Genomic DNA, 17,507 nt, shown 5'->3' with positions numbered 1-17,507 from the left:
TGGGAGCGAGGCTTGCCCGCGATATGGCTGAATGCAATTCTCGGTTAGATCGAGGTGCCTTTATTGCGGGCAAGCGCGCTCCTACAGGTGAGAAAGAATTCCAATCAGGTAGTTACAGTTTCCTTGAGGGGAACAGGATCCACTTCAATTCCCGAACTGCTTACCCAATCCCGCCGGCACACCGCTGGAATCCGTCTCCTGCCATGGCCCGTTACGGCCAGTGGAACCACGCAATTTTAGCCTACAATTAACAAAACAAATATCTTCCTCACCTCTATTTACAAGCATTTAACAAGCCTTTACCACTCATAACCTGAATTTTATAATCAAGGGTTGGACATCATCAGTTGAAACGCCATGAAGACCGGCCACAATAATTGAAGTATCTCCCTCCAGTAATATTGAACCGGGAGAGTTCACACCTGGAGCATGCGTCTTCACCACTCTGCCCCCCTCACCGAATGAGGTATCCCTAGATCCATCGGGATTAAACCGAACGAGAAGAAATGATGACGCCGTATTGCTTTGATTAGAAGGACCCACCGCTACAATTTTATCATCACGCTGAACAGCAATCTCCGTAAAATACTCCGCATATCCCAACGCATTATAAAACAAAGGATTACCGCCATTGAATGACAAGCGATAAGTCCCATTATTTTCTATATGAGCGACCACTCCGTAACCATCGAGCCGCGCGGATGATGACACCGTTAACTGCCCCGACCCTAGCAGAGATTTATCTGTACACTCGACCACCGCGTTATAGATTACGTCAGCCCGATCAGCCGGGAACTCAGCGGATGGAGCAGTCATTACAAATCCGTTATTTCCAAATGTCTGGTCCAGTGCGCCCGAAGCGAGATACCTGACCATCATCCCTGTTGTATTGTCACTTGTAGTGATGGAACCAAATACAAGTATTCGTCCGTCTGTTAACTCAATAGCTCCGCGTATTTGAATAGAAGATCCGGGAAACCCTGGGTGTTTGACATACAAGACGCCTTCCTCACCAAAGTTTTGATCCCTGCTACCATCAGGCATGAATTTCGCCACCACCCCAATATGAGCACTGGGGTCAGAGAACTTATAGGAATTACTGAAATACAACAGTTGACCCGCCCCAAATACAGCAACGCCCGCACCATCAGAAAACTTACTTTCAGCCTCGGAATCAGACAACGTTTCAGTCTGAACCAGTGGTAAGCCGTCGCTTTGCGGTCGCGGAATAGTATGAATAATAACTCCCTTGTCGCCAAATGCCTCGTCTAGCCGACCATCGACGTTGATTTTTACTAATCCTACGGTGAGCCCGCTGACAAAATCACGTACCACAAGGGTAACTCCACCGTCGTCTTGTAGCACCATCGCGATCCCAATGGGATCACGACTAAGATCTACATTAGTAAATTTGACCATAACAGTACCATTACCGTCTGCACCGTAATCAGGATCAAGCGTATTGTCTGCTCGCAATCGAGCGATCACAATATAACCGACTCCAACTCCCTGCAGTCCCAGATAGAGCTTGCCTCCCGCATGGCGAGCCAGCCCGAAAACAGCGTGACCGATATATTTGACTTTAAAAGGAAGGGTGAACTCCTCTTCTACCTCACCTGCCCTAGCCTGGTTTTTGGCGTCCATAACAAAACCCTCTTAACATGATAGCTATCTGGATGGAGTATGACTCCGCTTTGCGTTTAAAAGCTGCCGGGCAAGCTCCACGCGTATAAGTCCTTACTGCTTAGCCAAAATCCCGGCAAGCGCTACGTACCGGCGCCCAACTCCAGGACTTATCGATATAGCCCTATGAAGAACAGCCCTCATGAGCCAATCAAAAACACACGAGAACTGAACTCGAACTATTAAAACTTATTGATTAAAGCCCTTTGACAAAGCCGCTATATTTTGCATCAGAGAAATACGATCCTATCATCTCGATGTAAAGTCTCCTGTTTTAGAAACAGCATATGGCAGCGGCTCCCGCAACGCCCTTAACGCCATCGAGGCGGCCGACGGTTTTCCAACCCCAGGGTATACGCAGGTTTAACTCTTAACCCTATGGATTAGTCGCAGTGATCAGCCAAGGCGCTGACACCGCACCGTTACTGTATGCGCGCGCAGTAAAGCTGTGGGTGCCCACCGTCAGCGTTTGCACCAGCGCTGTCCACTTCTTATCCTCATCTGGAAAAGCTCTGGAGACAAGAAGGCCGTTATCAAGGATATCCACCATCGTTTGTTCAACCACCGTACCCGACAGACTAAGCCGGGTATCTGCAGTGGTGCCACCGTTTGGTATAGGTCTGCCTGATGAATCAACGGCGCCATCAATGACGGGATAATCCCAACCCAATACATTGATCAACCATGGCTCAGAATCTTGGGGACTGCTAGATGACTGAGCAATAAAACATTGATTTCCCACCGCGAATACTCGCAAATTTGCAGACCAATTCCCGTCGCTCGCCCCAACCCGCACTGTGACGGCTCCATTAATAAATATAGAGACCACCGCATCTCCAACGAACCCCACCTTTCCCGACAACGTAAACCTATAATCGTTAGTGTCGCCACCGTCCGGCACAAATTCTAATTGACTATCTACCACGCTATCGATAGTGGGGGGAGGGATAGGTTGAGCAAATTGAGACTGGGTAACCATGGCATCACCTATATTATAGACAACTAACCGTTAAGTTATTTGAATCATTGCCCGTCAACCCTTATACCTATAAAGGTACAACCGAGTCACGAGAACATGATTTATACAATCACCTATAGTAAGCACCGCAATCATGCCGCAATTTCATACCGCCGTAAAAACACTGAAAAGCATTTATAAATTGGCCTGTGGAGGGCAGTGCAAAAAAACGGTATTCTTACTTCATGAACAGCGTTCTTAAACCCCACAACCGTTATTTAGTTACTGTTCCAAGCGGCGCATTTACGAATGATCACCCCTACCTACGCCTCCATGAAACACCCAACAAAGAAACAATACAACCCTAGGTGAAGACGTTTTGGCTATTAAAAGGCAATCTATAACTTCCATTCGCATGATACTTCTAAACTTACCCACCTAGACCAATGACACCCATGTACAAACAATCGAATGAAGCCTGCATTGCCTTATATCAAAAAGCTTTATTCCACGATTGTTTCCGGTTGATATGTTTGAAGCACAGATCAAGCGTCCATCCATGGGTCGTCGTTTCTGTGTTGTGGATCGCAATCCAGTTGCAAACTTGGGGCACTCACGAGCATCGAGAGACAGGTGCAGAGCCCGATACACTGCCTCGCGGCCGTCGCAAGCTCCGATTGCTCCTAAAGAATATTTTCAGGCAAACGCTGAACCAGGAAGGATCAACCGAGCGGCGTTACGCATGCTTGCAAGGCTTAGGCCTTGGGGAATCGGATACTGTTTCGCGATGAACTCGCTCCTGGGGAGCTGTGCGATCTCAATCAATTACCGAACTGCTTACCCAACCCCGCCGGCACACCGCTGGAATCCGTCTCCTGCCATGGCCCGTTACGGCCAGTGGACCAGGTCCAGCCGTTGTTCCAGCGGTAATAGGTGCGCTGGCGGTAGAAGGTGTCGGTCTCGTCGTCCAGAACGTGCACACCCAGGCGCGCATCCCAGTGGCTGTTGCCACCCGGTGGCGGGGCGAAGTTGCTGGAGGTCTTCGGGCCTGCTGCCGGAGCTTTCGGGGCAGGCGTGGGTGCTGGTGTGCTCGGCGTGCCGGGTTGGGATTTACCAGGTAGCGTCGGGATCGGTTCCTGACTGCGCGGTCCGGTGGGCTGGACCGCACAGGCGCTCAAGCCCATAACCAGACCCAATAACGTAATACGTGCGGCTGCGCGGTACATAAGCGTGCTCTCTACTGATCAGGGCTGTCGATGGTCAGTGCCTGCAAGGCCTTGGTATTGCTTGCCAGCGGCTTGCTGCGGCCGATCCACTCGCCGGTGGTCGGCTGACCTGCACGGGATATCCGCGTCACGAGTTGGACTTCCGGAAAGTTCGACAGTTTCAGTTGCGGCATCATCGCGTCGGCATCGCCCAGTTCGACTTCAATGGGCAAGTCCGCCACCGTCACCCGTTTGACCGCCAATGGCGCCGGAGGGCCGCCTACCGCGCGGGCGAAGATGAATACGCTGTCACCCGGCGCTACTTTGGCCTTCAGGTCAGCGGCCAGAGTGACACGCACTTTGATAGATGCAGCTTTAGCAACGGCGGCGGCAGGCTGTTCGACCTTGCCACCGCTTTCAGTGAGCTTTTCAGTGGCACGGGCAATACCACCTTCCAGTGCTTGCCGGGAAGGATCCTGCGCAGGCAGCACAGCCAGCAGGCGCTTCCAGTAATCAACAGCCTGTTGATAATGCTGGCTTTCAAAAGCAGCAATCCCTAACAGGCCAAGACTGGTGACTTCCTTGGGGTCGCCCTGCAACGCTTCATTGGTCAAGGCTTGCACCTGAGGGCTGAATTTCTTGTTACTGGCGAAGTACAACGCTTGCGCCCACTGACCAAGCACTTCGGGCTGACGACCTGCCAGTGCCACCGCTCGTTCGAACATGGCGGCGGCATCAGCCGGGCGATCCTGAGCCATGTAGGTACGAGCCAGGAAGTACACACCCTCTGCCGAATCCGGTTGGGCTTTGACGGCACGCTCCAGGCGATTGGTCATCTCGGCAATAGAGCCTGGAGGCTGGGCAAATTCGCGGGTCAGTTCGACTTTGTCGCTGGCGCCAAAATGCATATAGAGCGCGATGCCCATCAAAGGCACCAGAAACGCGGCCAGCAATGGCAAAGTCTTGCCAAGACGCGAGGTACGCAATGGTTCAGCGCCCTCGGTGTCTGCCAGCAACTCACGGGCCGCTTCGGCGCGACCGCTGTCCATTTGCGTCGAGGTCAGCACGCCCTCCTCTTGCTGACCTTGCAGTTCAGCGACGCGCTCCTGATACAGGACAACGTTGAGCGCGGTGCGATCTTCTTCACTTTGCGCGCGACGACCACGCAGGACGGGGATCAGCAGGAAACTCATGGCCACCAGCAACAGCAGGCCGGCGGCTAGCCAGAAATCAATCATTCGCGGTTTTTATCCAGCAGATTTGCGAGGCGCTGACGCTCCTCGTCGGAAAGCACATCATTTTCCTCGCGACCCTGGCCACGACGACGCACGACAATCACACCAATCACCACCAGGCCACCGATCAACAAACCGGCAGGCCCGAACCACAGCAGCCAGGTCTTGGCGCTGAGGGCAGGCTTGTAGCGCACGAAGTCACCGTAGCGATCAACCATGAAGTCGATGATCTGCTGATTGCTCTGCCCTTCGCCGAGCATGCGAAAGATCTCTTTGCGCAGATCAGCAGCGATCGGCGCGTTGGAGTCGGCGATGTCCTGATTCTGGCATTTGGGGCAACGCAACTCCTTGGTCAACTCGGAATAGCGGGCCCGCTCGGCGTCATCACGAAACTCGTAAGCGTCGATGGCGGCATGCGCCACGCTGACAATGCCAAGGCTGAAAACAACGGCGGCGAATAAACGCTTCATTGACGCGCCTCATCCACAAGGCCCTGATACAAGCCAGCCAGTTTTTCACGCCATACGGTTTCATCCACCACACCGACAAACTTGTGACGAATGATGCCTTTGCTGTCGATCAGGAAGGTCTCCGGTGCGCCATAGACGCCAAGGTTCAAGCCGAGGCTGCCTTCGTCGTCACGAATGTTCAACTGATACGGGTTATGGAATTCCTTCAGCCACTTCAAGGCATCAGCATTGATGTCCTTGTAGTTGACGCCGTAGATCACCACGCCCTGCTGGGCCAGTTTGTTCAGGACAGGATGCTCGACCCGGCAGGCGACACACCAGGTGCCCCAGATGTTGACCAGTGCCGGCTTACCCAGCAGATCAGCACGGGTGATGATCCGGTCGCTTTGCACATCACGCAGGGAAAACTCCGGGAACGGCTTGTCGATCAAAGCCGATGGCAGCTCGGACGGATCTTTGTAGAGTGCCGGATAAAGCAGAAACACCACCACCCCAAGGAAGAGAAACAACGGAACAGCCAGAACCCAGCGCCTCATGCCGCAGCCTCCAGACCCAAGGCATCACGCACCTTGCTTTTGACCTTCACCCGATAACGCTTGTCCATCGCTGCCAGCACGCCGCCCAATGCGGTGATCAATCCACCGAACCAGATCCAGCGCACGAATGGTTTGACGTGAACACGCACCGCCCAGGCACCGTCGCCCAATGGCTCACCCATAGCGACATACAGGTCACGGGTGAAACCAGCGTCGATACCGGCTTCGGTCATCATCGATTGCTGCACGGTGTAGAGACGTTTCTCGGGGTGCAGGATGGTCACTTGCTTACCGTCCTCGAGCACGCGAACGGTGCCGCGATCCGAGGTGAAATTCGGCCCCTGATAATGCCGCGCACCTTCGAACACGAACGTGTAACCGCCCAGTTCCATGGACTCGCCCGGCGACAGGCGCAGGTCACGCTCGGCACTGTTCTGGCTGGACAACACCACGCCCAGGGCGCACACCGCGATGCCGATATGAGCAAGCTGCATCCCCCAGTAACTGCGAGTCATGCTCCGCGAGCCTTTGATCAAGCCTTTGTGGCGGGTCTTGTCCAACAGGTCCCGGACACCCGCCAGCAACACCCAGGCGGCCAGCATGAAAGTTGCCATGACGGCCCAGTGGAAATCATCCATGGCGAAACCGGCGATGACCGCCAGCACGGCGCTGCCGATCAGCACCGGCGCGAGCATGCTTGCCAGCCATTTGACCGGAGTGTCTTTCCAGCGCACCAGCACACCAATGGCCATGACCGCCATGAGCAAGCCCATCAATGGCACGAACAACGCGTTGAAGTATGGCGGGCCTACAGACATTTTCGCGCCACTCATGGCGTCGAGAACCAGTGGATACAGCGTACCAAGCAGAATCATCGAGGCCGCCACCACCAACACCAGGTTATTGCCCAGCAGCAGGGTTTCACGGGACCACAGACCGAAACCAACGTGGCTTTTGACCACTGGCGCGCGGAAGGCAAACAGGGTCAGCGAACCGCCGACCACGAACAGCAGGAAAATCAGGATGAACACGCCGCGTTCCGGGTCGGATGCGAAGGCATGCACCGAGGTCAGAACGCCGGAGCGAACCAGGAATGTCCCCAGCAGGCTGAGGGAAAAAGCAGCGATGGCGAGCAGTACGGTCCAGCTTTTGAACACGCCACGTTTTTCGGTCACTGCCAGGGAGTGAATCAGCGCAGTGCCAACCAGCCATGGCATGAACGAGGCATTTTCCACCGGGTCCCAGAACCACCAGCCGCCCCAGCCAAGCTCGTAATAAGCCCACCATGAGCCCAGGGTGATACCGATCCCCAGGAATGCCCAGGCGACGATGGTCCATGGACGTGACCAGCGCGCCCATGCAGCATCAAGCCGCCCGCCCAGCAACGCGGCAATGGCAAACGCGAACGCCACCGAGAAACCGACATAACCCATGTAGAGCATCGGCGGATGGACGATCAGGCCGATATCCTGCAGCAGCGGGTTCAGGTCGCGGCCGTTGGTGGGCACCTGCGGCAGAATTCGGGAAAACGGGTTGGATGTCAGGATCAGGAACAGCATGAAGCCGACGCTGATCATGCCCATGACTGCCAGTACACGGGCCAGCATCACTTGCGGCAACTGACGGGAAAATACCGAAACGGCAAAAGTCCAGGCACCAAGAATCAGCGCCCAGAGCAGCAACGAGCCTTCGTGTGCGCCCCATACCGCGCTGAACTTGTAGTACCAGGGCAAGGCGCTGTTGGAGTTTTCAGCGACATAAGCCACGGAAAAGTCGTCGGTCATGAACGCATAGGTCAGACAACCGAAGGCGAAGACCAGAAAGCTGAATTGTCCCCAGGCAGCAGGTTGTGCGAGGCCCATCCACATCCGGTCGCCACGCCAGGCGCCAATCAAAGGCACGCTGGCCTGCACGACGGCGAAGCAAAGCGCCAGAATCATGGCCAGATGGCCGAGTTCAGGAATCATGATCAGCCCTGCTTCGATGGTGTTGAGGAAATCGGGGCGGGTTGACCGCTTTCCTTGAGCGCCTTGGTGACTTCCGGCGGCATGTACTTTTCATCGTGCTTGGCCAGCACTTCATCGGCCACGACCACGCCGTCTGCGGTGAGCTTGCCAAGCGCAACAATGCCCTGCCCTTCACGGAACAGGTCCGGCAGGATGCCGCGGTAGGTGATGGTCACGGCCTTGTTGAAATCGGTGACGACGAACTTCACGTCCAGCGAGTCCGGCGAGCGCTGCAACGAGCCTTTTTCCACCATGCCGCCCGCACGAATCCGAGTGTCCAGCGGCGCTTCGCCATTGGCGATCTGGGTCGGGGTGTAGAACAGGTTGATGTTTTCTTCCAAGGCACTCAAGGCCAGAGTGACGGCGATGCTGACACCGGCGAGGATCGCCACGATGATCAACAGGCGCTTTTTACGCAGCGGATTCACTTCTGTTTCTCCCAGCGCAGGCGACGCGCCTCTTGTTGCAGGTAACGCCGACGGGCGAGCAACGGCAACGCCACATTGATCGCCAGCACCACGAAACAGATGCCATAGGCCGACCAGACGAACAGACCATGATGCCCCATGGCCAGAAATTCGCCGAATGAATCAAATTTCATTGTGCATCCCCCTTCACTGGCGGCTGCCCCAGGGATTTGAGCACTTCAGCCTTGACCCAACTGGCACGGGCCTCACGCTTGAGCACCTCGAGGCGCATGCGCAGCAAAACGATCGTGCCGAAGAAGCAATAGAAGCCCAGCACCGTAAACAGCAATGGCAGCCACATTTCCGCAGGCATCGCCGGCTTTTCCGTCAGGCTGAACGTCACGCCTTGATGAAGGGTGCTCCACCACTCCACCGAGTACTTGATGATCGGAATATTGATCACACCGACAATGGCCAGCACTGCGCAGGCCTTGGCGGCGCTGTCACGGTTGCTGATGGCGTTGCTGAGGACGATCAGGCCCAGATACAGGAACAGCAAAATCAGCATTGAGGTCAGACGCGCGTCCCAGACCCACCACGAGCCCCAGGTGGGCTTGCCCCAGATAGCGCCGCTGATCAGCGCCAGTGCCGTCATCCAGGCACCAATGGGCGCAGCACTTTGCAGCGCGACGTCGGCAAGTTTCATTTTCCACACCAGCCCGACCACGCCGCAGACCGCCAGCATCACATAGCAGGACTGCGCGAGCATGGCGGCCGGAACATGGATATAGATGATGCGAAAGCTGTTGCCCTGCTGGTAATCCGGTGGCGCAAAAGCCAACCCCCAGACGACGCCGATACCGATCAGCAATACCGCGGCGATACTCAACCAGGGCAGCAGGCGTCCGCTGATACTGTAAAACCATTTAGGTGAGCCGAGCTTGTGGAACCAGGCCCAGCTCAACCCGCGTTTGGCGTTGTCTTTCATCACGCTGCCTTTCATCAAACTGCCTTCTCACGGTGTCGCTCGGGTTTGCTGCTGACTAAACGAGTCATTCAGGCAGAACCTCATTTATTCGCCGACGCTGATCTTCAGGCCAGCCGCTATTGCAAAGGGTGTCAGGGTGACCGCAAGCGCGGTCAGGCTGGCGAGCCAGAGCAGGTAACCCGTCGCGGGCATACCTTGCAATGCCGCCTGCAGCGCGCCACTGCCCAGAATCAGAACCGGGATATACAACGGCAGAATCAACAGGGCCAGTAACAAACCGCCGCGCTTCAAACCCACCGTCAATGCTGCGCCGACCGCACCGAGCAGGCTTAATACCGGCGTCCCCAGCAGCAATGACAGCAACAACACCGGCAGGCACTGCGTGGGCAAACCCAGCATCAGTGCCAGCAGCGGCGCCAACAATACCAGTGCCAGCCCGGAAAAGGTCCAGTGAGCCAGCACTTTGGCCAGCACCAGCATGGCCAGAGAGTGCGAGGAAAGCACCCATTGCTCCAGAGAGCCGTCTTCGAAATCGCTACGGAACAGGCCGTCCAGCGAGAGCAGCACCGATAACAAGGCCGCCACCCAGACTAATCCCGGCGACAAGGTTTGCAACAGTTGCGTCTCCGGGCCGACCGCCAACGGGAACAGTGCAATGACAATCGCAAAGAACACCAGTGGATTGGCCAGTTCGGCGGGACGCCTGAACAACAAGCGTGCCTCGCGTGCGATCAGCAGGGTAAACACATGACTCATACGGCCCATTGCCCCAGATCAATGTCGCGATAACCGGCCGGTGTGCGGCTCAAAGTGTGGTGAGTGGTCAACACAATCATGCCGCCCCGCTCGCAATGCCCGGCCAGATGTTCTTCCAGTTGCGCGACGCCCTGCTTGTCCAGCGCGGTGAAAGGCTCGTCGAGGATCCAGATCGGCGGGCTATCCAGATACAAACGCGCCAGGGCGACCCGCCTCTGCTGCCCGGCCGACAACGTGTGGCACGGGACGTCTTCAAAACCCCGAAGCCCGACGGCCTCCAGTGCCTGCCAGATGGCCGCCGATTCAACCGGACGATGCAGCGCACTCAGCCAGGCAAGATTTTCCACAGGGCTCAACAAATCCTTGATGCCCGCAGCATGGCCGATCCAGAGCAGGTTGCGGGCCAATTCGATCCGCTGTTCGCTCAACGGCAAACCATTGACCAGTACCTGACCGGCAGTCGGCTGCATAAGCCCGGAAAGCAGGCGCAAGAGACTGGTCTTGCCACTGCCGTTAGGGCCGCTGATCTGCAACAGGTCGCCAGCGTGTACGTGCACGTCGAGGTGCTCGAAAAGCATTCGCCAGTCGCGCTCACACGCCAGGTCAATGGCTTGCAGAAAGGGTGCAGAAGGAGTCATCAGAGGTCCCGGTGCCGCATAGTCGCTTCAGAACACAGCGCGGAAAATGCGGTCTGAGGAAATGGCTGTTCAAGTCAGCTTTGAAACGGCCGTTATATTGGCAACTTCATTTGTATCAGTGGCTGCTACAGCGGGCCGCATTATACATGGCATGTCCGCCACAAGAGGGCATTTTCAACAGGTCGCGATTCCATGACAGGTGACATCACCAGCCTTCAACCGACTACCGCCGCTGCCGCTCTGGGCCGCGCAGGCCTCTCCCCGGCGCAAGTGCTTCAACTCCTCCAGCCGATGGAAAACCTTATAAAGCCGGGCGAGACTGTCTCTGCCGAGGTGATCACCCTCAAGCAACTGCAACAGAATTTCCAGTTACTGATCAAGCTGGCGCTGAGTAATGGTCTACAGACCAGCGTCAGTGTAACCAGTCCCCTGCCCCTCACGCCCGGCACTACACTTTCAATCTCGCAAGCGTCTGCCAATGCACTGACCATGACCTTGCAGCAGGTCAACACTGCGTTGAACAACCTGCAGACCAGCATCGACACCGAACAGTTACCGCAGGGCACATTGCTGCAGGCCCGGGTGCTGACCACGCAGGTTGTGGCCGATGCCGTGAATCAGTTGACCGGCTTGGGGACGGCGCAGCCCGGCACACCATCCGCCGCGCAGCCAGCGCTTTATAAATCCATTGTGATCCTGCTCAATACAGCCCTGGCGGGGACCAGCCTGAGCATCGAAAGCCCTCAGCCGCTACGACCCGGCTCATTGCTGAGCGCTCAGGTGCAGGGCAGCCAGTCGCTCAATTTCGTGCCGCTGCCCAGCAACCTTGATCAATTGGCGGTGACCCAGCAACTCACCACTCAGCAAAACCGCCAGGGTTCCCTGGACGTGTTGATCAACGCGCTGCGCAATCTTCAACCGCCGCCTGCATCTTCTGGCTCTGCAACACCCGCACCCTCAACACCGTTGCAAGCGAGCATTCAGCAGTTGCTGGCGGATTTGCCGGACATGGAGCAAATGACCAATCCCCGCGTCGTCGCCCAGGCGATCAACGCCAGCGGTCTGTTCATGGAAAGCAAGCTGCTTTCGGGAATGAACCCGATGGCGATGCCGGACATGAAGGCCAACCTGATGCAGCTCATCGCTCAGTTGCTGCCGGGGCTGCCTGCCAACACCAGCTATGACGCTGCCGCTGCTTCCAACATGCTGGCGAGGACCATGCCCGGTGTATTGCGTAGCGCACTGGGCACCATGGGGCTGGTCGCGCCGCCGCCATTGCCAGTCCATTTCCCGCTGCCCTCGCGAGCGATCAAGGGTGGCAAAGAGGATGATCTGGAGATTCTGCTCAAACTCGCTGCCGCCGCCGTTTCACGCGTGCAGAGCCATCAACTGGGCAGCCTGGAACAGACCCGGACCAACGCTGACGGTAATCAACTGACCACCTGGCAGCTGGAAATCCCGATGCGCAACGGTCAGGACATCGTCCCGATGCAGGTCAAGATACAGCGCGAAGACATGCCGGAAAAAGACAGCAACCAGGAAAAGGACGACAGCGAGCCGAAGGACGTCCGGGAGAAACTCTGGAAGATCGACCTGGCCTTTGACCTGACGCCCCTCGGCGCACTTCAGGTTCAGGCGCAACTGCTTCGTGGCAAGTTGTCGAGCCAGCTCTGGGCCGAGCGCGCCGACAGTGCTGCTTTAATCAGCAAGGAGCTCGGGTATTTGCGCGAGCGGTTGATCGCCTCCGGCCTTGAGGTGGGCGAACTGGCCTGCAGTCAGGGCGTACCGCATCAGGGCCCCCGCACCACCCTTCAACAACGCTGGATCGACGAGAACGCCTGATGAGCCAACCCGATCAAAATCCGCGTCAGGCGATCGCGCTGACTTACGACGGCACGCACACTCCGACCTTGAGCGCCAAAGGTGACGATCAGTTGGCCGAAGCCATTCTGGCCATTGCTCGTGAGTATGAAGTGCCCATTTATGAGAATGCCGAGCTGGTCAAGTTACTGGCGCGTATGGAGCTGGGGGATAGCATTCCAGAGCCGCTGTATCGGACCATTGCGGAGATCATTGCCTTTGCCTGGCATTTGAAAGGCAAATTTCCGGTGGGTCAGGATCCGGATGCGCCGCCGGTGGAGCGGGATATTACGCCGAAGTGGTGAAGCTACTTTGCGTACATATCCGTTGCTGGGTTATGGCGGATATTGGTTGCGCCCTTACGGCGCGTCACTTTCGAAAATCCGGAAGCCGGCCCAGACAAAAGTAACCAAAGCGCTCTTGCCCCACCACTGGGTGCCTCGCTGTCGCTCGGCACACCCGTAATCCGACATTGCTGCGTGGGGCCGCCGCCACCGGCCATCCATGGCCTGAGGCGGCTAAACCGGCATCCCTGCCGCCCCCTCCTTTAACAAGAGCCCCCACGCAGCAATATCGAATTCCGGCCGGCGTGGTTTAACGGGGCGCTTAAGATCAAAAGCAGATCAAAAGCAAAGCGATATAGCGGTAACACCCCGGTAGGAGCGAACTTGTTCGCGAGACGCCACCACAGCCAACGAATAAATCGTCTGACACCCCGCTTCGCAGCCTTCGGCAGCTCCTACAGAATGTCGGCAAACCCAAGAAAAACAGGTCGGCTGTCAGGCCGCCGCGCTTTTGATTTTGATCTGAGGCGCCCCGTTAAACCACGCTGGCCGAACGCAGATTCTGAACCGTCGGCAACCCGGCAGGACGCCGGGTTAGCCGCATTGGGCCATGGATGGCCCGTTGCGGCGGCCCACGGTTCAGGATCTGCGGGCGGGTATGCCGAGCCTAGGCGAGGGACCGAGTGGTGGGGCAAGAGCCTTTTGGTTACTTTTGGGCTGTTCAAAAGTGACGCGCTGTAAAAGCGCAACCAATATCAGCCATCAACGCAGAAACGGATATGCCCCCCCACAAGATGGAGGAGCGTCCAATATCACCCCTGATTATGACTATGCAACTTGCTCATCAACTGAGCCTCTGCCTGAGTCAAACCACAAGCCTGAGTGAGTTCATCGACACTGGCGCCCATGCCAACCAGGCGTGCGGCCTGGGCGAAAGAAAGGGTTGATGGGTCACGCTGCTCCAATGCGGTGAGTTTGTCGGGCAAAGGCCCGACAGTCGCCCGCAGCTCATGCAGGGCCTCACCCATCTTGACGGTGCCGCTCTGGAAATGGTCCACCCGCCTGGCCAGCTCCCGAAAGCGCTGATCACGCAAAACGTCCAGCTCTTCCCTTTTCAGTTCGAGCTGGCGCTGGCGCTTGGTGTAAGTGATGAACCAACCCAGGGTCACTACCCAGAGAACCCCCAGGAAAATGACAGCTACCTCAATCAATCAGATGTTCTCCAGCTCGGACCACTCTTCTTCGGACATCATCTTGTCCAGCTCAACAAGGATCAGCAGTTCGCCGTTCTTGTTGCAGACGCCCTGAATGAACTTGGCGGATTCGTCGTTACCCACGTTCGGTGCAGTTTCCACCTCAGACTGGCGCAGATAAACCACTTCAGCAACGCTGTCGACCAGAATACCGACCACTTGCTTGTCAGCTTCGATGATCACGATACGGGTGTTGTCGCTGACTTCAACCGGTGCCAGGCCAAAACGCTGACGGGTGTCGATCACGGTCACGACGTTACCGCGCAGGTTGATGATGCCCAGCACGTAGCTTGGGGCGCCCGGTACGGGAGCGATTTCGGTGTAGCGCAGCACTTCCTGAACCTGCATCACGTTGATGCCGTAAGACTCATTATCCAGGCGGAAAGTAACCCACTGCAGAATAGGATCTTCGGAACCTTGTGCGGACGACTTCTTCATAACCCCAACCCCTCGCGTGTGTGCTGTGCAGGAAGCGTGCTGTACGCCCCCTCTTGATTATTTGGTTTTGTGCATCTGCTTGACCGCGCCACTGGCTATCAACTCGGCCAACTCTGAAACATCCAGCAAGGCGCACATGTGCTCTATCACTGTGCCCGCCAACCAGGGACGCTGCCCTCGCTGGGTACGCCATTTGATCTCCTTTGGATCAAGGCGTAGCGAACGGCTGACCTGATGCACCGCCAGCCCCCACTCATAGCCTTGAACCGAAATTACATACTGCAGGCCCTGACGAAAATCATCGCGATAGCGATCCGGCATGATCCAGCGCGCGGTATCCAGGACTTTCAGGTTGCCGCCCTGGCTCGGCAGGATTCCGAGGAACCACTCCGGCTGACCAAACAGCGGCGTCAAATCATGACCGGCCAAGGGATAAATCGACCCCAGGCAAACCAGCGGTACCGCCAACGTCAAGCCGGCGACATCAAACAACAGGCATTCGAACGGCTCCTCTGCCCAGGCTGGTCGACCGTCGCTGGCAGGCGGCGGTGTCGGTGTGCCCTGGGCGGTTGCGAGATGTACTTCGGCAACCGGCTCGATCAAATCAACGGTTGGTTCCGGAACCACTTCTGCGATTTCCGGAACCACTTCAACCCGCGCCACCACTGGCGCCGCAACGGGCACCACCACAGGTGCAGCAACGGCAACCGGTACAGCAACAGGTGCCGGTGCGGCAACGGCGACGGCTATCGGTGTCGCCAGCGCCTGCATGCGCTTGTCATGCTCCTGCTCTTCACGCACAGCCGCTTCGAAATCATCCTCAGCCGAGAACTGCGGTTCGGCTGGCAATACTTCGGGCAAATCTTCAGTGGCGTCCTGAAGCAGCGCATCCAGATAAGACTGCAGCGCCAACTGCGGTCGTGTTGCTATCTCTACAGGCCGGTTCAGGTTCATACAGGTGCCACACAATGATTGACGCGTTTACCGCTTGATAGAGTTATCGGCCAATGTAAGCCCCGACTTGAATGGTTCTGTGTGCCCGCTGCAAATAAAGACAACATGCTCATGTCAGGCCACCTGCGCCATGAGCTGTTCGGACAGCAAATGCTTGAGTAGCGCGCGATAAGCCAGCACTGCGCGACTTTTGTTATCGAATTGCGAAGGCGTCACGCCCTTGCGGCTGGCGTCGCGTAAACGGGTGTCCACCGGCACATAGGCTTTCCAGACGTGCTCGGGGAAACTGTCGCGCAAGAATTTCAGGGTGCCCATGGATGCCTGGGTACGTCGGTCGAACAAGGTCGGCACGATGGTGTACGGCAATGGGACCTTGCGCGAACGGTTAATCATCGCCAGCGTGTTGACCATGCGCTCCAGGCCTTTGACGGCGAGAAACTCGGTCTGCACCGGAATCACCAACTGCTGGCTGGCCGCCAATGCATTGACCATCAGTACGCCCAGCAACGGCGGGCTGTCGATCAACGCGTAGTCGAATTCCTGCCAAAGCTGCGCCAGGCTTTTGGCGATCACCAGACCCAGGCCATTCTGCCCGGGTGTCTGGCGCTCGAGCGTCGCCAGCGCAGTGCTCGACGGCAGCAACGAAATACGCTGGTCGCTGGTGGGTAACAGCAACTGACCTGGCAAGCCGTCTGGAATACTGCCCTTGTTCAAAAACAGGTCATAGACACTGTGTTCAAGGGTGTCCGGGTCGTGACCGAAATAACTGGTCATCGAGCCATGGGGATCCAGATCGACCACGACCACGCGCTTGCCCGCCTCGGCCAACAGCCCGGCTAACGCGATGGTAGAGGTGGTTTTTCCAACACCACCTTTTTGATTGGCAACTGCCCAGACTCTCATGTGTGCTCTTCCTCCCGCCATGGCGGTGGCCATACCGAGAAACGACTATCGTACGGGTGACGAAGAATTGACGGTATTGCTGCGCACCGCCGGGTTGACAGGCGCAGGTGCAGTTTGTGTGCCAGCACGACGCAACGCAGCATCCGGTTGCGCATTGGCCGAGCCGGAAGCGGTCAGGCTACGGCGCACATCCAGATTGCGGGAGATCACCAGCACTACCCGGCGATTGCGGCCACGCCCTTCAGCTGTAGCATTCGTGGCCACAGGCTGGAACTCGCCGTACCCGACGGAAGCCATACGGGCGGGGTTCAGCCCTTCCATGGCCAGCATGCGCACGATGCTCGAAGAGCGCGCCGAAGAAAGCTCCCAGTTGGTCGGGAACTGGGAGGTGCTGATCGGCTGGTCATCCGTGAAGCCTTCGACGTGAATCGGGTTGTCGAACGGCTTCAGGATCTTCGCGACCTTTTCAATGATCGTGAACGCCTTGTCACTGGGAATGGCGTCACCGCTGCCAAACAGCATGCCGGAACTGAGCTCGATTTCGATCCACAGTTCGTTGCCACGCACTGTCATTTGATTGGATTTGATCAGGTCGCCGAAACCAGCGCGCACGTCATCGGCGATTTCCTTGAGAGGATCAGTCTCGCTCTGGCCGATACCCGCGTCCACTTGCTCGCTGTCCTTGACCAGCGGCTCAGCCGGCTTGATCGACACCGGGCGCTGCTCGCCAATGGGGATCGGCTTCATGCTGCGCTCGGAGTCGTTGAACACGCCCACCAACGCTTCGGAAAGGATTTTGTACTTGCCTTCGTTGACCGAAGAAATCGAGTACATCACAACGAAAAAGGCAAACAGCAGCGTGATGAAGTCCGCATAGGACACCAGCCAGCGCTCGTGATTTTCGTGCTCTTCGGGTCGACGACGTCGAGCCAT

20 protein-coding genes are annotated in these 17,507 nt (G+C 56.9%); 3 read left to right on the top strand and 17 right to left on the bottom strand.

Going from position 1 to position 17,507, the window contains the following annotated elements; translation table 11 throughout:
* Nucleotides 1-251: hypothetical protein (locus H8S59_RS26770; protein WP_214658201.1), on the top strand; the 251-nt coding region annotated here is incomplete at its 5' end.
* Between the two features lie 55 nt (nt 252-306).
* Here the strand turns inward: H8S59_RS26770 and H8S59_RS04840 are convergent.
* The 12 genes from H8S59_RS04840 to ccmA form a co-directional block, all read right to left on the bottom strand.
* Nucleotides 307-1,644 carry a hypothetical protein gene (locus tag H8S59_RS04840; protein WP_187520667.1) on the bottom strand — a complete coding sequence of 446 codons (1,338 nt, stop codon included), beginning with the start codon at nt 1,642-1,644 and terminating at the stop codon, nt 307-309.
* A gap of 415 nt (nt 1,645-2,059) precedes the next feature.
* Complete coding sequence (locus H8S59_RS04835; protein ID WP_187520666.1) at nt 2,060-2,662, bottom strand: hypothetical protein; 603 nt, start codon at nt 2,660-2,662, stop codon at nt 2,060-2,062.
* Nucleotides 2,663-3,462: 800 nt separating this feature from the next.
* On the bottom strand, nt 3,463-3,867 hold the full coding sequence (locus H8S59_RS04830) for a hypothetical protein (protein WP_095099698.1): 405 nt from the start codon (nt 3,865-3,867) through the stop codon (nt 3,463-3,465).
* 11 nt (nt 3,868-3,878) lie between these two features.
* A complete protein-coding gene (gene ccmI, locus H8S59_RS04825; RefSeq protein ID WP_187520665.1) occupies nt 3,879-5,084 on the bottom strand; it encodes a c-type cytochrome biogenesis protein CcmI in 1,206 nt (401 codons plus the stop codon).
* The gene (locus H8S59_RS04820; RefSeq protein WP_187520664.1) at nt 5,081-5,551 is read right to left on the bottom strand and encodes a cytochrome c-type biogenesis protein; all 471 of its coding nucleotides are present in this window, start codon (nt 5,549-5,551) and stop codon (nt 5,081-5,083) included. The genes ccmI and H8S59_RS04820 overlap by 4 nt, the downstream gene beginning before the upstream one ends.
* Complete coding sequence (locus tag H8S59_RS04815) at nt 5,548-6,087, bottom strand: DsbE family thiol:disulfide interchange protein (RefSeq protein WP_187520663.1); 540 nt, start codon at nt 6,085-6,087, stop codon at nt 5,548-5,550. The genes H8S59_RS04820 and H8S59_RS04815 overlap by 4 nt, the downstream gene beginning before the upstream one ends.
* A complete protein-coding gene (locus tag H8S59_RS04810; RefSeq protein WP_187520662.1) occupies nt 6,084-8,054 on the bottom strand; it encodes a heme lyase CcmF/NrfE family subunit in 1,971 nt (656 codons plus the stop codon). The genes H8S59_RS04815 and H8S59_RS04810 overlap by 4 nt, the downstream gene beginning before the upstream one ends.
* A 2-nt stretch (nt 8,055-8,056) precedes the next feature.
* Nucleotides 8,057-8,521 (bottom strand): cytochrome c maturation protein CcmE, encoded by a 465-nt coding sequence (gene ccmE, locus H8S59_RS04805; RefSeq protein ID WP_187520661.1) that lies wholly within the window; start codon nt 8,519-8,521, stop codon nt 8,057-8,059.
* Entirely contained in the window at nt 8,518-8,694 is a 177-nt protein-coding gene (gene ccmD, locus H8S59_RS04800; RefSeq protein ID WP_027898026.1) for a heme exporter protein CcmD, read from the bottom strand. Before ccmD ends, ccmE begins: the two co-directional genes overlap by 4 nt.
* Complete coding sequence (locus tag H8S59_RS04795) at nt 8,691-9,488, bottom strand: heme ABC transporter permease (protein ID WP_187520668.1); 798 nt, start codon at nt 9,486-9,488, stop codon at nt 8,691-8,693. Before H8S59_RS04795 ends, ccmD begins: the two co-directional genes overlap by 4 nt.
* An 84-nt stretch (nt 9,489-9,572) precedes the next feature.
* Nucleotides 9,573-10,244, bottom strand: coding sequence for a heme exporter protein CcmB (gene ccmB / locus H8S59_RS04790; RefSeq protein ID WP_095099780.1), 672 nt, complete (start codon nt 10,242-10,244; stop codon nt 9,573-9,575).
* Complete coding sequence (ccmA, locus tag H8S59_RS04785) at nt 10,241-10,882, bottom strand: cytochrome c biogenesis heme-transporting ATPase CcmA (RefSeq protein WP_187520660.1); 642 nt, start codon at nt 10,880-10,882, stop codon at nt 10,241-10,243. Before ccmA ends, ccmB begins: the two co-directional genes overlap by 4 nt.
* A gap of 192 nt (nt 10,883-11,074) precedes the next feature.
* Here ccmA and fliK point away from each other — a divergent pair, with 192 nt between their 5' ends.
* Together fliK and H8S59_RS04775 are read left to right on the top strand one after the other, a co-directional pair.
* Complete coding sequence (gene fliK / locus H8S59_RS04780; RefSeq protein WP_187520659.1) at nt 11,075-12,724, top strand: flagellar hook-length control protein FliK; 1,650 nt, start codon at nt 11,075-11,077, stop codon at nt 12,722-12,724.
* Nucleotides 12,724-13,047 carry an EscU/YscU/HrcU family type III secretion system export apparatus switch protein gene (locus H8S59_RS04775; protein ID WP_095099724.1) on the top strand — a complete coding sequence of 108 codons (324 nt, stop codon included), beginning with the start codon at nt 12,724-12,726 and terminating at the stop codon, nt 13,045-13,047. The genes fliK and H8S59_RS04775 overlap by 1 nt, the downstream gene beginning before the upstream one ends.
* A 791-nt stretch (nt 13,048-13,838) precedes the next feature.
* Here the strand turns inward: H8S59_RS04775 and H8S59_RS04770 are convergent.
* The 5 genes from H8S59_RS04770 to motD all read right to left on the bottom strand — a co-directional run bounded on the left by H8S59_RS04770 (nt 13,839) and on the right by motD (nt 17,507).
* Nucleotides 13,839-14,237, bottom strand: coding sequence for a DUF2802 domain-containing protein (locus H8S59_RS04770; RefSeq protein ID WP_095099726.1), 399 nt, complete (start codon nt 14,235-14,237; stop codon nt 13,839-13,841).
* Nucleotides 14,238-14,717 carry a chemotaxis protein CheW gene (locus tag H8S59_RS04765; RefSeq protein ID WP_087266835.1) on the bottom strand — a complete coding sequence of 160 codons (480 nt, stop codon included), beginning with the start codon at nt 14,715-14,717 and terminating at the stop codon, nt 14,238-14,240. It abuts the gene before it with no gap.
* Nucleotides 14,718-14,774: 57 nt separating this feature from the next.
* The gene (locus H8S59_RS04760; RefSeq protein ID WP_187520658.1) at nt 14,775-15,671 is read right to left on the bottom strand and encodes a CheW domain-containing protein; all 897 of its coding nucleotides are present in this window, start codon (nt 15,669-15,671) and stop codon (nt 14,775-14,777) included.
* 114 nt (nt 15,672-15,785) lie between these two features.
* On the bottom strand, nt 15,786-16,574 hold the full coding sequence (locus H8S59_RS04755) for a ParA family protein (RefSeq protein ID WP_095099731.1): 789 nt from the start codon (nt 16,572-16,574) through the stop codon (nt 15,786-15,788).
* Between the two features lie 45 nt (nt 16,575-16,619).
* Entirely contained in the window at nt 16,620-17,507 is an 888-nt protein-coding gene (motD, locus tag H8S59_RS04750; protein WP_187520657.1) for a flagellar motor protein MotD, read from the bottom strand.

The organism is Pseudomonas folii (assembly GCF_014357575.1).
GTDB classification, from domain to species: domain Bacteria; phylum Pseudomonadota; class Gammaproteobacteria; order Pseudomonadales; family Pseudomonadaceae; genus Aquipseudomonas; species Aquipseudomonas folii.
This window is presented reverse-complemented; position numbering and strand designations above follow the sequence as displayed.

What these genes read in the sequence shown, in the direction of transcription:
- H8S59_RS04840 (WP_187520667.1), bottom strand. Translation starts at nt 1,644, where the DNA reads ATGGACGCCAAAAACCAGGCTAGGGCAGGTGAGGTAGAAGAGGAGTTC.
- H8S59_RS04835 (WP_187520666.1), bottom strand. Translation starts at nt 2,662, where the DNA reads ATGGTTACCCAGTCTCAATTTGCTCAACCTATCCCTCCCCCCACTATC.
- H8S59_RS04830 (WP_095099698.1), bottom strand. Translation starts at nt 3,867, where the DNA reads ATGTACCGCGCAGCCGCACGTATTACGTTATTGGGTCTGGTTATGGGC.
- ccmI (WP_187520665.1), bottom strand. Translation starts at nt 5,084, where the DNA reads ATGATTGATTTCTGGCTAGCCGCCGGCCTGCTGTTGCTGGTGGCCATG.
- H8S59_RS04820 (WP_187520664.1), bottom strand. Translation starts at nt 5,551, where the DNA reads ATGAAGCGTTTATTCGCCGCCGTTGTTTTCAGCCTTGGCATTGTCAGC.
- H8S59_RS04815 (WP_187520663.1), bottom strand. Translation starts at nt 6,087, where the DNA reads ATGAGGCGCTGGGTTCTGGCTGTTCCGTTGTTTCTCTTCCTTGGGGTG.
- H8S59_RS04810 (WP_187520662.1), bottom strand. Translation starts at nt 8,054, where the DNA reads ATGATTCCTGAACTCGGCCATCTGGCCATGATTCTGGCGCTTTGCTTC.
- ccmD (WP_027898026.1), bottom strand. Translation starts at nt 8,694, where the DNA reads ATGAAATTTGATTCATTCGGCGAATTTCTGGCCATGGGGCATCATGGT.
- H8S59_RS04795 (WP_187520668.1), bottom strand. Translation starts at nt 9,488, where the DNA reads ATGAAAGACAACGCCAAACGCGGGTTGAGCTGGGCCTGGTTCCACAAG.
- ccmB (WP_095099780.1), bottom strand. Translation starts at nt 10,244, where the DNA reads ATGAGTCATGTGTTTACCCTGCTGATCGCACGCGAGGCACGCTTGTTG.
- ccmA (WP_187520660.1), bottom strand. Translation starts at nt 10,882, where the DNA reads ATGACTCCTTCTGCACCCTTTCTGCAAGCCATTGACCTGGCGTGTGAG.
- fliK (WP_187520659.1), top strand. Translation starts at nt 11,075, where the DNA reads ATGACAGGTGACATCACCAGCCTTCAACCGACTACCGCCGCTGCCGCT.
- H8S59_RS04775 (WP_095099724.1), top strand. Translation starts at nt 12,724, where the DNA reads ATGAGCCAACCCGATCAAAATCCGCGTCAGGCGATCGCGCTGACTTAC.
- H8S59_RS04765 (WP_087266835.1), bottom strand. Translation starts at nt 14,717, where the DNA reads ATGAAGAAGTCGTCCGCACAAGGTTCCGAAGATCCTATTCTGCAGTGG.
- H8S59_RS04760 (WP_187520658.1), bottom strand. Translation starts at nt 15,671, where the DNA reads ATGAACCTGAACCGGCCTGTAGAGATAGCAACACGACCGCAGTTGGCG.
- H8S59_RS04755 (WP_095099731.1), bottom strand. Translation starts at nt 16,574, where the DNA reads ATGAGAGTCTGGGCAGTTGCCAATCAAAAAGGTGGTGTTGGAAAAACC.
- motD (WP_187520657.1), bottom strand. Translation starts at nt 17,507, where the DNA reads ATGGCTCGACGTCGTCGACCCGAAGAGCACGAAAATCACGAGCGCTGG.